Origin of the sequence: Luteimonas sp. 3794, from assembly GCF_031456825.1 — a bacterium.
In the GTDB taxonomy this organism is placed as follows: Bacteria; Pseudomonadota; Gammaproteobacteria; order Xanthomonadales; family Xanthomonadaceae; genus Luteimonas.
In genome coordinates this window covers 98445-110550 of record NZ_JAVDVJ010000008.1, presented here as the reverse complement: position 1 = coordinate 110550, position 12106 = coordinate 98445, and the positions used below count along the sequence as shown (strand labels likewise).

The window sequence follows — 12106 nt, the reverse complement described above, 5'->3', positions numbered from 1 at the left end:
CACCCACGGAACGCCCCGGTCATCCGGGGCGTTCTGCTGTCTGGAATGGCGGCGATGTGCCCTTTCGGTGCGCCCGACCGGGCGCCATTCGGTCACAGCCTGTAGAATGGGGCTTTCCAGCGACCTGCTGTGCCCATGACGCCTTCTTCCAGTTCCATCACTCCGCTCGTGTTCGTGACCGGCGGCGTGGTCTCTTCCCTCGGGAAGGGCATCGCGGCCGCCTCGCTGGCGGCCATTCTCGAAGCCCGCGGCCTGCGGGTGACGATGATGAAGCTCGATCCCTATATCAACGTCGATCCGGGCACGATGAGCCCGTTCCAGCACGGCGAGGTCTACGTGACCGACGACGGTGCGGAGACCGACCTCGATCTCGGCCACTACGAGCGCTTCATCAATGTGCGCCTGTCGGGCAAGAACTCGATCACGACCGGCAAGATCTACGAGAGCGTGATTCGCAAGGAACGCCGCGGTGACTACCTCGGCGCGACCGTGCAGGTCATCCCGCACATCACCGACGCGATCAAGCGCGCGATCGACGAAGCCACCCAGGGCTTCGACGTGGCGCTGGTCGAGATCGGCGGCACGGTGGGTGACATCGAGTCGCTGCCGTTCCTCGAAGCCATCCGCCAGATCCGCACCGACCGCGGCAGCGACAAGGCCGTCTTCATGCATCTCACCCTGGTGCCCTACATCGCGGCCGCCGGCGAGCTGAAGACCAAGCCCACGCAGCATTCGGTCAAGGAGCTGCGTTCGATCGGCATCCAGCCCGACATCCTGCTGTGCCGCAGCGAGCAGCCGCTGCCCGACAGCGAGCGCCGCAAGATCGCCTCCTTCACCAACGTGTCGGAGAAGGCGGTGATCTCCGCCGTCGATCTCGACAACATCCACAAGATTCCGATGTGGCTGCATGCCCAGGGTCTGGACGAGATCATCGTCGAACGCCTGCAGCTGGGCGGCAAGGCCGCGCCGCATGCGGATCTGTCGGAATGGGTCGATGTGGTCGAGGCAGTGGAGCATCCGATCGACGAGGTCGTGATCGGCGTCGTCGGCAAGTACGTCGATCACAAGGACGCCTACAAGTCGGTCGGCGAAGCGCTCAAGCACGGCGGCATCCGCCAGCGCACGCGCGTGAGCCTGAAGTGGATCGAATCCCAGGACATCGAGCGCGACGGCGCCGCCGCGTGGCTCGGTGATGTCGACGGGGTGCTGGTGCCCGGCGGTTTCGGCGATCGCGGCTTCGAAGGCAAGGTGCTGGCTTCGCAGTATTCGCGCGAGTCGGGCTTGCCGTACTTCGGCATCTGCTACGGCATGCAGGCGGCCGTCGTCGACATGGCGCGCAACGTCGCCGGCCTGGAAAGCGCCAACAGCACCGAGAACGACAAGCAGTCGCCGCACCCGGTGATCGGCCTGATCACCGAATGGCGCACGCAGACCGGTGAAGTGGAACGGCGCGACGAGAAGAGCGACCTTGGCGGCACGATGCGTTTGGGGCTGCAGGAGCAGCGTCTCAAGCCCGGCACAAAGTCGCGCGAACTCTACGGTCAGGATGTCGTCGGCGAGCGTCACCGCCACCGTTACGAATTCAACAACCGCTACCGCACCCAGCTGGAGGACGCCGGCCTGGTGATCGCCGCCAAGTCGATGGACGACCTGCTGGTGGAGATGGTGGAGCTGCCGCAGCATCCGTGGTTCATCGCCTGCCAGGCGCATCCCGAGTTCCTGTCGACGCCGCGCGGTGGCCATCCGCTGTTCGTCGGCTTCGTCCGCGCCTCACGCGAGCGCAAGGCCGGCGGCAAACTGCTCAATGAAGTGATCCGGTGAACCTGCCGGCCTCGCGTCGCTGCGCGGGCAACCGCTGGGCGTTGGGCCTGGTGGTTGCGGCGGCGGCCTGTTTTCCGCTGGCGTGGTTGGGATACCGCTACTGGATGGCGACGCAGCAGCTGCAGGACCCCTATGGCTACGGGCTGGTGTACACCCTCATCGGCGCCGGCCTGGTGGCCGCGCTGCTGGTGGTCGTCGCGCTGATTTGTGCGATCGTCTGCCTGCTGTCGCGGCGTAAGACACAACAACGCGCGGATGGTCTGCGCACTGGGATGACGCAATGAAACTCTGTGGATTCGAGGTCGGTCTCGACCAGCCGTTCTTCCTGATCGCCGGTCCGTGCGTCATCGAGTCCGAGCAGTTGCAGCTCGACGTCGCCGGCCAGTTGAAGGAGATCACATCCGATCTCGGCATCAACTTCATCTTCAAGTCGAGCTTCGACAAGGCCAATCGCACCTCCGGCACGAGCTTTCGCGGCCCGGGCATGGAAGAAGGCCTGCGGGTGCTGAGTGAAGTGAAGCGCCAGCTCGGCGTGCCGGTGCTCACCGACGTGCACGAATACACGCCGATGGACGAGGTCGCGTCGGTCGTCGACGTGCTGCAGACGCCAGCCTTCCTCGTGCGCCAGACCGACTTCATCAAGAAGGTCTGCGCGGCCGGCAAGCCGGTCAACATCAAGAAGGGGCAGTTCCTGTCGCCCTGGGACATGAAGCCGGTCGTCGAGAAGGCCAAGTCCACCGGCAACGACCAGATCATGGTCTGCGAGCGCGGCGCGAGCTTCGGCTACAACAACCTCGTCAGTGACATGCGCTCGCTGGCGGTGATGCGCGAAACCAATTGCCCGGTCGTGTTCGATGCCACCCACTCGGTGCAGCTGCCGGGCGGGCAGGGCAATTCCAGCGGCGGTCAGCGCGAGTTCGTGCCCGTGCTGGCACGCGCGGCGATCGCCGTCGGCGTGGCCGGCGTGTTCATGGAAACGCATCCCAAGCCGGAAGAGGCGCTCAGCGACGGCCCGAATGCATGGCCTCTGCACCGAATGCGCGCGCTGTTGGAAACGATGCTCGAACTCGACGCCGTGACCAAGCGCGCGGGCTTTGCCGAATCCGACCTCTGACTGCAGCGTCGCCCGCATCATCTTGCGGCTGCGCCATCGTCTGATCCTTCCCATTTCTGCCGAACGAGACTTCCGAACCGACCATGACGACCATCGCCAAGATCCACGCCCGCGAAATCCTCGACTCCCGTGGCAATCCGACCCTCGAAGCCGAAGTGACGTTGGAAGACGGCAGCTTCGGCCGTGCGATGGTGCCCTCCGGCGCCTCGACCGGCGCCCGTGAGGCGGTGGAACTGCGCGATGGCGACAAGACGCGGTATCTGGGCAAGGGTGTGCAGAAGGCCGTGGGCAACGTCAACGGCGCGATCGCCGAGGCGCTCAAGGGCTTCGACGCCGCCGACCAGGCCGGGCTCGACAAGCGCCTGATCGATCTCGACGGCACCGAGAACAAGGGCCGCCTGGGCGCGAATGCGCTGCTGGGCGTTTCGATGGCGAATGCGCACGCGCTGGCCGCGTCGAAGAAGATTCCGCTGTGGAAGCTGCTCGGCGGCGACCGCGCGCCGGTGCTGCCGGTGCCGATGATGAACATCATCAATGGTGGCGCGCATGCCGACAACAACGTCGATTTCCAGGAATTCATGGTCTTGCCGGTCGGCTTCACCAGCTTTTCCGAGTCGCTGCGCGCAGGCACCGAAATCTTCCATGCGCTCAAGTCGGTGCTCAAAGGCCACGGCCTGAGCACCGCGGTTGGAGACGAGGGCGGCTTCGCACCGGACTTCCGCAGCAATGTCGAAGCGCTCGATACCATCCTCGAAGCAATCGGCAAGGCCGGTTACGCCGCGGGCGACGACGTGCTGCTGGGTCTGGACGTCGCCTCGAGCGAATTCCATGACAACGGCAAGTACCACCTGGTCGGTGAGAACAAGCGCCTGACCGGCGAACAGTTCGTCGACTTCCTCGCCGACTGGGCCGCGCAGTATCCGATCGTCACGATCGAGGACGGCATGGCCGAGGACGATTGGGCCAGCTGGAAGCTGCTGACCGACCGCATCGGTGACAAGGTGCAGCTGGTTGGTGACGATCTGTTCGTCACCAACCCGAAGATCTTCAAGGAAGGCATCGATTCGAAGACCGCGAACGCGATCCTGATCAAGGTCAACCAGATCGGCACGCTGACCGAGACGCTCGAAGCCATCGCGATGGCGGATGCGGCCGGCTATGCCGCGGTCGTTTCGCACCGTTCGGGCGAGACCGAGGACACGACGATCGCCGACATCGCGGTCGCCACCACCGCCACGCAGATCAAGACCGGTTCGCTGTGCCGCAGCGATCGCGTCGCCAAGTACAACCAGCTGCTGCGCATCGAAGAGGCCCTGGGCAGCGCTGCCCGGTACGCCGGTCGCGATGCGTTCGTGTCGCTGAAGCGCTGATTCCACAGGTCACAGGTCGATGCGCGCGTTGCTCGTCGTGCTGCTGGTGCTCGCCACGCTGCTGGCCTGGTTGCAGTACCGGTTGTGGTTCGGCGTGGGCGGGACCGAACAGGTCGAGGAACTGCGCGGTCGCGTCGAGGCGCAGGCGCGTCAGAACGAAGGCCTTGAACAGCGCAATGCCGCACTCGCTGCGGAAGTCGCCGATCTGAAATCCGGTGAGGCGGCGATCGAGGAACGTGCGCGTGGCGAGCTCGGCATGATCAAGCCCGGCGAGACCTTCTACCGCGTCGTCGACGATGCGCGCATCGCGCCGCTGCCGGCCGAGCACGCGCTCGACCCCGACGCCCAGCGCCGCGCGCAGGACCAGACGCCTTGAGCACCCCGGATCGGGTCCGGGGCGGGCTCTGGGTGATCGTGCCGGCCGCCGGTCGCGGCAGCCGGTTCGGTGGCGAGGTGCCGAAACAATTTCTCGACGTCGGTGGGCGCAGCGTGTTGGCGCACACGCTTGACGCGCTCGCGTGTCATCCCGGCATCGCTGGCGTTGTGCTGGTGCTGGGTGCGGAAGACGCGCCTGTCGTGCCTGAGGCCGTGCTGCATGGCAAGCCGTGGGTTCGCGCTGCGGGCGGTGCCACGCGTGCGGCCTCGGTACTCGCGGGTCTTCGCGCATTGCCCGAATCGGTCCGTCCGGACGACTTCGTGCTGGTGCACGATGCCGCCCGCCCGAACCTGCATGCCGACGATCTTGATGCCCTGCTCGAACGCGGCCGCATGGATCCGGTCGGCGCGATTCTCGCCGCGCCCGTACGCGACACCCTCAAGCGCGCCGGCGACGATGGCGGCATCGACGGCACCGAACCGCGCGAACGCCTGTGGCGGGCGCTGACCCCGCAGCTGTTCCGCCGCCTGCAACTGGCGCGCGCACTGGAGGCTGCCGACGCCGACGGTATCGCCGTCACCGACGAAGCCATGGCCATGGAGCGCCAGGGCGCCCGCCCGCTGCTGGTCGAAGGCCGCGAGGACAACTTCAAGATCACCACGCCGGCCGATTTCGCGCGCTTCGAGTTCGAGTTGTCGCGCCGTCTGTGACGCTCTGCGCGTCGAGTGAGGGCAGGGCGCTGCCGAGAGCAGCTCCGAGCGCACTGAAGCGGTTCGCAAGAGGCATGGAGCATTACAGGAAGGCATCTTCCGCACGCCGGCAAGCGCGCCGCCCGATCCAATGTGGGGTTCGCTGACGCTCCACCCGGCCGACCAAAAGACCTCCAGGTGATGGTTCCGGCACCTTTGTCCTGGCGCACTCCCGACTTGCCCACGCCCCGATCCATGGCAAGCTGCCGTCCCGTTTTCTGCAGGGCCCAACCCATGACCGCCACGCCTGCTTTCCGCATCGGCCAGGGCTTCGACGTCCACGCCTTCGGCGACGGCGACCACGTCATGGTCGGCGGCGTCCGTATTCCGTTCGAGCGGGGCGTGCTCGCGCACAGCGATGGCGATGTCGCACTGCACGCGCTGTGCGACGCGATGCTGGGTGCGCTCGCGCTCGGCGATATCGGCGTGCACTTCCCGCCGTCGGATGATCGCTGGAAGGGCGCCGACAGCCGCGCGCTGCTGCGTCACTGCAACACGCTGCTGGCCCAGCGTGGCTGGCGCGTCGGCAATGCCGACGTCACCGTGATCTGCGAGCGGCCGAAGATCGGTCCGCACGCCTCAGCAATGCGCGCGGCGATCGCCGAGGACCTCGGCATCGCGCTCGACTGCATGTCGGTCAAGGCGACGACCAGCGAGCAGCTCGGCTTCACCGGCCGTGGCGAAGGCATCGCCGCACAGGCCGTGTGCCTGCTGGTGCGAGATGACGGCTGAGGCGGACGGCAGCGCCGACATCGCGACCGGCACGCCGACCGCGCATGGCGCGCCGGTACTGTCGGCGACGATCCGCCAGCATCCTTCCGACTTCCGCGTCGACGAGATCGACAGCTTCGAGGCCAGCGGCGCGGGCGAGCACCTGCTGCTGACGGTCGAGAAGACGGGCATGAACACCGCGTTTGTCGCGCGCCTGCTGGCGCAATGGGCGGACGTGGACGGTCGCGCGGTCGGCTATGCCGGCCTAAAGGATCGCCACGCGCTGACGACACAGCGTTTCACCGTGCAGCTTCCGGGCCGCGACGCACCCGACATCGCCGCGCTCGAAGCCCTGGCGACGGGTCATGGACAGTCGCTGCGCGTACTGGCGCAGGCGCGGCATTCGAGGAAACTGCCGCGTGGAGCCTTGGCGGGCAACCGCTTCGTGCTGACCCTGCGCGACGTCGTCGGCGATGCTGCCGCGATCGACGCTCGCCTCGAAGTGATTGCCGCACGCGGTGTGCCCAACTATTTCGGCGAACAACGCTTCGGCCACGACGGCGGCAACGTCGACAAGGCGCTGCGCATGTTCGCCGCGCCGCGTCGGCGCATGGATCGCGATCAGCGCGCGATGCTGTTGTCGGCCGCGCGCTCGGCCCTGTTCAACCGCGTGCTTGCTGCGCGTGTCGAGGGCGGCGACTGGGACACAGGTCTAGACGGCGAGGTGTGGATGCTCGACGGCAGCCGCAGCGTGTTCGGACCCGAGCCGGCCAGCGCCGCACTCGACGCGCGCGTCGCCGCGCACGATATCCATCCCACCGCGCCCCTGTGGGGCCGTGGCCCGCTGCGGAGCACGGGCACGGCGCTCGTGCGCGAAACCGCGGCGCTCGAAGATGCGCAGGCGCTCGCGCTGCGCGACGGTCTGGAAACCGCCGGACTGTCGCAGGAACGCCGCGCGACCCGGCTGCGACCGGGCGATTTGGAGTGGACCTGGCAGTCGCCAGACCGGCTGCAAATTGCGTTCGTATTGCCGGCCGGTTGCTACGCGACCTCGGTGCTCGCCGAACTCGGCACTATCGGCAACGCCGCCGTCCGTCGGCTGGCGGCGGCAGCGCCGACGGACGTTTGATCCCCGCGCGTGCCGCAGGGATATGGCGCAAGGGCAGAGGCCGTCACGTCGACGGACCTGCTCGCGGGCCAGTGCCGCGAAGTACCACCGTGGTGTGCTGCTTCCGGACCATCTAGTCCGCATGCACACCGGCGGCCTGCGCCCGTGCGTCGCGCGTCATCCAATACGGCGGAAAAGGGGCGTCGTCGGCGATCGGCAACCCGGGCATCGAGCGCGATGGTCTATCAATGGGTGACGAGGGACGGATCGAATCATCCGCGTTCTCGAATCACCAGTTCACCGTCCCGGCGCTCAGACGTCTGGGCAAGCACAAGCCAGTTCCGCGCCTTACGACAAAGTACGATGGCCCACAGCGGATGTGCTGCTACGCTGCCTGCGCGACTGGGACCTGCATGTTCCGTCCCCTACGCTTCGCCACGTGCGCCGCCTGTGCCGGCAATGCGACGCGAGGCGATCCTGCCTCGATGCGCGGAGACGACGCCACGATGTTCACTGCCCAGCGCACCAGTCTCCATCGCGGCAATGACGACCTGCTGACCGCCGGCCTCGGTCTGGTCGGCCTGCAGGCGATGACTCCGCCGGCATTTGCCGATCCCGAGCGTCCGCTCGCCGCCGAAGCGCGCCGCCGCGCGCTATGGGCGAACTGGCGCGGCATCGCCGACCTCGCGCCCGGCGGCGGCTACGGCACGCTCTACGGCAGCCTTGCCACGGTGCCGGGCCGCGAGTTCCACGCCTTGGCGACGGTGCCCGGTGCCTCGCAGCCACATCGCGTGCTGGTGCAGGTGCCCGACGGCTTCGACCGCAAGCGCCGCTGCATCGTGGTGACCGCGTCGTCCGGCTCCCGCGGCATCTATGGCGCGATCGCCGTCGCCGGCGCCTGGGGTCTGCCGAAGGGCTGCGCCGTCGCGTACACCGACAAGGGTGCAGGCACCGATTACTTCGATGCAGACGCGGGCATCGGCATCGCGGCCGATGGCACGCCGTCCGCCGGTCGCACGCAGGCCGTGTTCGCGCCTGAGGGCGCGGGGCAGGGCGTCGCGTTCAAGCATGCGCATTCTGGCGACAACCCCGAGGCCGACTGGGGCCGTCATGTGCGCCAGGCCGCCGAATTCGCCCTGCAGGCCCTTGGCGAGGCGTATCCCGACGACGCGCCGTTCGATTTCGACAACACCCGCGTCATCGCGGTCGGGATTTCCAACGGCGGCGGCGCGGTGCTGCGCGCGGCGGAGCTCGAAGGCGACTGGCTCGATGCCGTGGTCGCCGGCGAGCCCAGCATCCATGTCGATGCGCCCGGCGCGCGTTCGCTTTACGACTACACCACCGAGGCGGCGCTGCTGATGCCGTGCGCGCTGCTGGCGGTCGACAATCTGCCGCAGCCGCCGTTGACCGCGCAGGTTGCACCGCTGTGGACCGCGCGCTGCGCCTCGCTGCGCGCGGCCGGCCTGGTCGAAGGCAAGGATGCCGCGGCGCAGGCGCGCTCCGCGTTGGAGATCCTGCGCACGCAGGGCTGGACTGACGGCGCGCTGCGTGCCGGCGCGCTGTCGGCCGGCTTCGACCTGTGGCGCGCGGTCGCCGCGACCTATGCATCGGCCTATGGCCGTTTCGATGCCGACGCGCATCCCTGCGGGTACCGCTACGCCGCGCAGGCACCCGACGGCAGTCCGCGTCCGTCGACCGCGATCGAACGCGCGGCGTGGTGGAGCGACGGCAGCGGCATTCCACCGGGTGCGGGCGTCGGTCTCGTCGACACGCGTATGGCCGGCCCCGATCCGCTGCTGCCGGGCCTGCAGTGCCTGCGTGCGCTCAATGAAGGCGACGATGCGGCCGCGCGTCGCGTCCAGGCCGGCATCGCCGAAACCCGGGTCGGCCTGCCGCGCGCAGGCCTGCCGGTCGTGGTGGTCCACGGCACCGACGACGGCCTGATTCCGTTGGCCTTCACCAGCACCCCCTACGTCGGCTGGGCACAGGCCGCGGGGCGCGACGTGCGCCTGTGGCAGGTTGCCAACGCGCAGCATTTCGACGGGTTCCTCGGATTGCCGGACTACGCAGCGCGCTATGTGCCGCTGCTGCCGTATGTGTATGCCGCGCTCGACCACGTCGACGCGCACCTGGACGACAAGAGCGCACTGCCGACGGATGCTTCCATCTCCACGACCCCGCGCGGTGCCGGCAAGGCACTGGACGCCGCCCACCTCGCCATCCCGCGCTGACCTGCGACGCCTGGCCCCGCACGGACGCCAGCGCTTGCACCGCCCATGCGTTAGTAGTAATACTACTCACCATGGACATCACCCAGACCCAGCACGCCATTCTCGAGATGATCGGCGAGCGCATCGCGTCCGAAGGCATGCCGCCGTCGCAGACCGAGATCGCCCGTGCATTCGGCTTCAGCGGTGTGCGCGCCGCGCAGTACCACCTCGATGCACTCGAAGCTGCCGGCGCGATCGAGCGGGTGCCGGGGCGGGCGCGCGGCATCCGGGTACTGGTGCCGGTGCAGCAGGCGCAACATGCGCTGACACTTGGCGCGACGCCGGACGAAGCCCTGCGCCTGCCGGTGCTCGGACAGGTCGCTGCCGGCGCGCCGATCGGTGCGGACATCGGCTCCGACGACTACCTCGTGCTCGACCGGGTGCTGTTCTCGCCGTCGCCCGACTACCTGCTCAAGGTCAAGGGCGATTCGATGCGCGACGAAGGTATCTTCGAAGGCGATCTGATCGGCGTGCACCGCACCCGCGATGCGCGCTCGGGCCAGATCGTCGTCGCCCGGGTCGATGACGCGATCACGGTCAAGCTGCTGAAGATCGGCAAGGACCGCATCCGCTTGATGCCGCGCAATCCCGATTACGCACCCATCGAGGTGCTGCCCGACCAGGACTTCGCGATCGAAGGCCTGTATTGCGGGCTGGTCAGGCCGAACCGTTGAGCGACTTGCCGCTCCGGCGCATGGCGCGCGCGGCGTTCTCCGACGGGCATCCGCGTCGCGCGCCGCTGACCGGCGCGCATCCACCCACTTAATTTTGCATTCTCCCTGCAGCGTCGCAGCCTGTGCGACCTGTGATTGCGAGGATGCCTCCACCAGACCGGAACACGAATGACGAGGACCACCACGATGGACGAGAACAAGAAGCGCGCGCTCTCCGCAGCCCTGAGCCAGATCGAGAAGCAGTTCGGCAAGGGCTCGGTGATCCGCATGGGCGACCGCGTGTCGGAAGTGGTCCCGGTGATTCCGACCGGTTCGCTGCAGCTTGATCTCGCACTCGGTATCGGCGGCCTGCCGCGCGGCCGCGTCATCGAGGTCTACGGCCCTGAATCCTCGGGCAAGACCACGCTGACCCTGCAGACGATCGCGCAGTGCCAGAAGCTCGGTGGCGTCGCGGCGTTTATCGACGCCGAGCATGCGCTAGATCCGACGTACGCCGCGAAGCTCGGCGTCAACGTCGAGGATCTGCTGGTCTCGCAGCCCGACACGGGTGAGCAGGCGCTCGAGATCGCCGACATGCTGGTGCGCTCGAACTCGGTCGACATGGTCGTCATCGACTCGGTCGCCGCGCTGACCCCGCGTGCCGAAATCGAAGGCGAGATGGGCGACCAGTTGCCGGGCCTGCAGGCCCGCCTGATGAGCCAAGCGCTGCGCAAGCTGACCGGCAACATCAAGCGCAGCAACTGCATGGTGTTCTTCATCAACCAGCTGCGCATGAAGATCGGCATCATGATGCCGGGCCAGAGCCCCGAGACGACGACCGGCGGCAACGCGCTGAAGTTCTACGCCTCTGTCCGCCTCGACATCCGCCGCATCGGTGCGATCAAGAAGGGCGACGAGATCATCGGCAACCAGACCCGCATCAAGGTCGTCAAGAACAAGATGGCGCCCCCGTTCAAGCAGGTCATCACCGAAATCCTCTACGGCGAAGGCATCAGCCGCGAAGGCGAGCTGATCGACATGGGTGTCGAGGCCAAGCTGATCGAAAAGGCGGGCGCTTGGTACAGCGCGGGCGACGAGCGGATCGGGCAGGGCAAGGAGAACGCCCGCCAGTACCTGAAGGACAACCCGGAAGTCGCCGCGCGCATCGAGGCGGGCATCCGCGAGAAGCTGCTGCCTGCGGCAGTGCTGGCGGCCGCAGCGGCGGGCAATGAAGAAAACGACGACGACTGAGCCGGTCGCGCCGGGCCTGCCCGGCAGCGGCGAAGCGCATGACACGGACCTGCCGGCTGGCGGGTCCGTGGAAGGCTTCGACGCAGCCGGGTCTGGATCGAGCACCGAGAGTGACGCGCCTGCCACCGGCAGGCGCAAGAAACGCCGCGAACTGACGCCCGCCCAGCGGGCGTTGTCGTTGCTGGTGCGGCGTGAGCACTCGCAATCCGAACTCCTGCGCAAGCTTGCAGCGCGCGGGATCGAGCCCGACGCCGCCGCCGAAGCCGTCGAGCGCATGCGCGACGCCGGCTGGCAGGACGATGGACGTTTCGCCGCGAGCCTTGCGCGCGCCCGGGCGACCGGCGGACACGGCCCGCTGCGGATCGAGGCCGAACTGGCGACGCACCGGCTCGATGCGGGCACGATTGCCGCCGCCTTCGAATCACTGGCCGCCGATGGCGAGGCCGACTGGCCGGGACGTGCGCGCGATCTGCTCGAGCGTCGGTACGACGTGGCCGCGTTTACGGACGATCCGGCGTTGCGGCGCAAAGCAGTGGATTTCCTGTTGCGCCGTGGATTCGATGGCGAGACCGCCTACGGCGCGGTCCGTGCGTTGCGAGGCGATTAGGCACTGCGGAAGGCACGGGCGGATATCCACCGGAAGTGCGGGCGCGCGTGGCCCCCGGACGGCCTGCTACCCTTTG

The 12106-nt window shown here is 67.8% G+C and carries 12 protein-coding genes; all 12 read left to right on the top strand.

Annotated features, from left to right (window positions below; all coding sequences use genetic code 11):
- Window positions 1–156 precede the first annotated feature (156 nt).
- The 12 genes from J2X52_RS12250 to J2X52_RS12195 all read left to right on the top strand — a co-directional run bounded on the left by J2X52_RS12250 (window position 157) and on the right by J2X52_RS12195 (window position 12030).
- Complete coding sequence (locus tag J2X52_RS12250; protein WP_310153706.1) at window positions 157–1821, top strand: CTP synthase; 1665 nt, start codon at window positions 157–159, stop codon at window positions 1819–1821.
- Window positions 1818–2105: a hypothetical protein gene (locus tag J2X52_RS12245; RefSeq protein WP_310153618.1), complete on the top strand. Its 288-nt coding sequence runs from the start codon at window positions 1818–1820 to the stop codon at window positions 2103–2105. The genes J2X52_RS12250 and J2X52_RS12245 overlap by 4 nt, the downstream gene beginning before the upstream one ends.
- Complete coding sequence (gene kdsA / locus J2X52_RS12240; RefSeq protein ID WP_310153615.1) at window positions 2102–2935, top strand: 3-deoxy-8-phosphooctulonate synthase; 834 nt, start codon at window positions 2102–2104, stop codon at window positions 2933–2935. The genes J2X52_RS12245 and kdsA overlap by 4 nt, the downstream gene beginning before the upstream one ends.
- Window positions 2936–3018: 83 nt before the next feature.
- Window positions 3019–4305, top strand: a complete 1287-nt coding sequence (eno, locus tag J2X52_RS12235) for a phosphopyruvate hydratase (RefSeq protein WP_310153613.1) — start codon at window positions 3019–3021, stop codon at window positions 4303–4305.
- A 19-nt stretch (window positions 4306–4324) separates the two neighbouring features.
- Complete coding sequence (gene ftsB, locus J2X52_RS12230) at window positions 4325–4681, top strand: cell division protein FtsB (protein ID WP_310153610.1); 357 nt, start codon at window positions 4325–4327, stop codon at window positions 4679–4681.
- The gene (ispD, locus tag J2X52_RS12225; protein WP_310153607.1) at window positions 4678–5391 is read left to right on the top strand and encodes a 2-C-methyl-D-erythritol 4-phosphate cytidylyltransferase; all 714 of its coding nucleotides are present in this window, start codon (window positions 4678–4680) and stop codon (window positions 5389–5391) included. Before ftsB ends, ispD begins: the two co-directional genes overlap by 4 nt.
- 273 nt (window positions 5392–5664) lie before the next feature.
- Complete coding sequence (ispF, locus tag J2X52_RS12220; RefSeq protein WP_310153605.1) at window positions 5665–6162, top strand: 2-C-methyl-D-erythritol 2,4-cyclodiphosphate synthase; 498 nt, start codon at window positions 5665–5667, stop codon at window positions 6160–6162.
- Complete coding sequence (gene truD / locus J2X52_RS12215; RefSeq protein ID WP_310153602.1) at window positions 6152–7270, top strand: tRNA pseudouridine(13) synthase TruD; 1119 nt, start codon at window positions 6152–6154, stop codon at window positions 7268–7270. The genes ispF and truD overlap by 11 nt, the downstream gene beginning before the upstream one ends.
- Window positions 7271–7497: 227 nt before the next feature.
- Window positions 7498–9480 (top strand): 3-hydroxybutyrate oligomer hydrolase family protein, encoded by a 1983-nt coding sequence (locus J2X52_RS12210; protein ID WP_310153599.1) that lies wholly within the window; start codon window positions 7498–7500, stop codon window positions 9478–9480.
- A 71-nt stretch (window positions 9481–9551) separates the two neighbouring features.
- On the top strand, window positions 9552–10193 hold the full coding sequence (lexA, locus tag J2X52_RS12205) for a transcriptional repressor LexA (protein ID WP_310153597.1): 642 nt from the start codon (window positions 9552–9554) through the stop codon (window positions 10191–10193).
- A gap of 186 nt (window positions 10194–10379) precedes the next feature.
- Window positions 10380–11423, top strand: a complete 1044-nt coding sequence (gene recA / locus J2X52_RS12200) for a recombinase RecA (protein WP_232137357.1) — start codon at window positions 10380–10382, stop codon at window positions 11421–11423.
- The gene (locus J2X52_RS12195; protein ID WP_310153592.1) at window positions 11401–12030 is read left to right on the top strand and encodes a regulatory protein RecX; all 630 of its coding nucleotides are present in this window, start codon (window positions 11401–11403) and stop codon (window positions 12028–12030) included. Before recA ends, J2X52_RS12195 begins: the two co-directional genes overlap by 23 nt.
- The last annotated feature ends 76 nt before the right edge of the window (window positions 12031–12106 follow it).

Bases quoted from the DNA above. Each gene is read 5' to 3' on its own strand.
- kdsA (WP_310153615.1), top strand. From the start codon at position 2,102: ATGAAACTCTGTGGATTCGAGGTCGGTCTCGACCAGCCGTTCTTCCTG.
- eno (WP_310153613.1), top strand. From the start codon at position 3,019: ATGACGACCATCGCCAAGATCCACGCCCGCGAAATCCTCGACTCCCGT.
- ftsB (WP_310153610.1), top strand. From the start codon at position 4,325: ATGCGCGCGTTGCTCGTCGTGCTGCTGGTGCTCGCCACGCTGCTGGCC.
- ispF (WP_310153605.1), top strand. From the start codon at position 5,665: ATGACCGCCACGCCTGCTTTCCGCATCGGCCAGGGCTTCGACGTCCAC.
- truD (WP_310153602.1), top strand. From the start codon at position 6,152: ATGACGGCTGAGGCGGACGGCAGCGCCGACATCGCGACCGGCACGCCG.
- J2X52_RS12210 (WP_310153599.1), top strand. From the start codon at position 7,498: ATGGGTGACGAGGGACGGATCGAATCATCCGCGTTCTCGAATCACCAG.
- lexA (WP_310153597.1), top strand. From the start codon at position 9,552: ATGGACATCACCCAGACCCAGCACGCCATTCTCGAGATGATCGGCGAG.
- recA (WP_232137357.1), top strand. From the start codon at position 10,380: ATGGACGAGAACAAGAAGCGCGCGCTCTCCGCAGCCCTGAGCCAGATC.
- J2X52_RS12195 (WP_310153592.1), top strand. From the start codon at position 11,401: ATGAAGAAAACGACGACGACTGAGCCGGTCGCGCCGGGCCTGCCCGGC.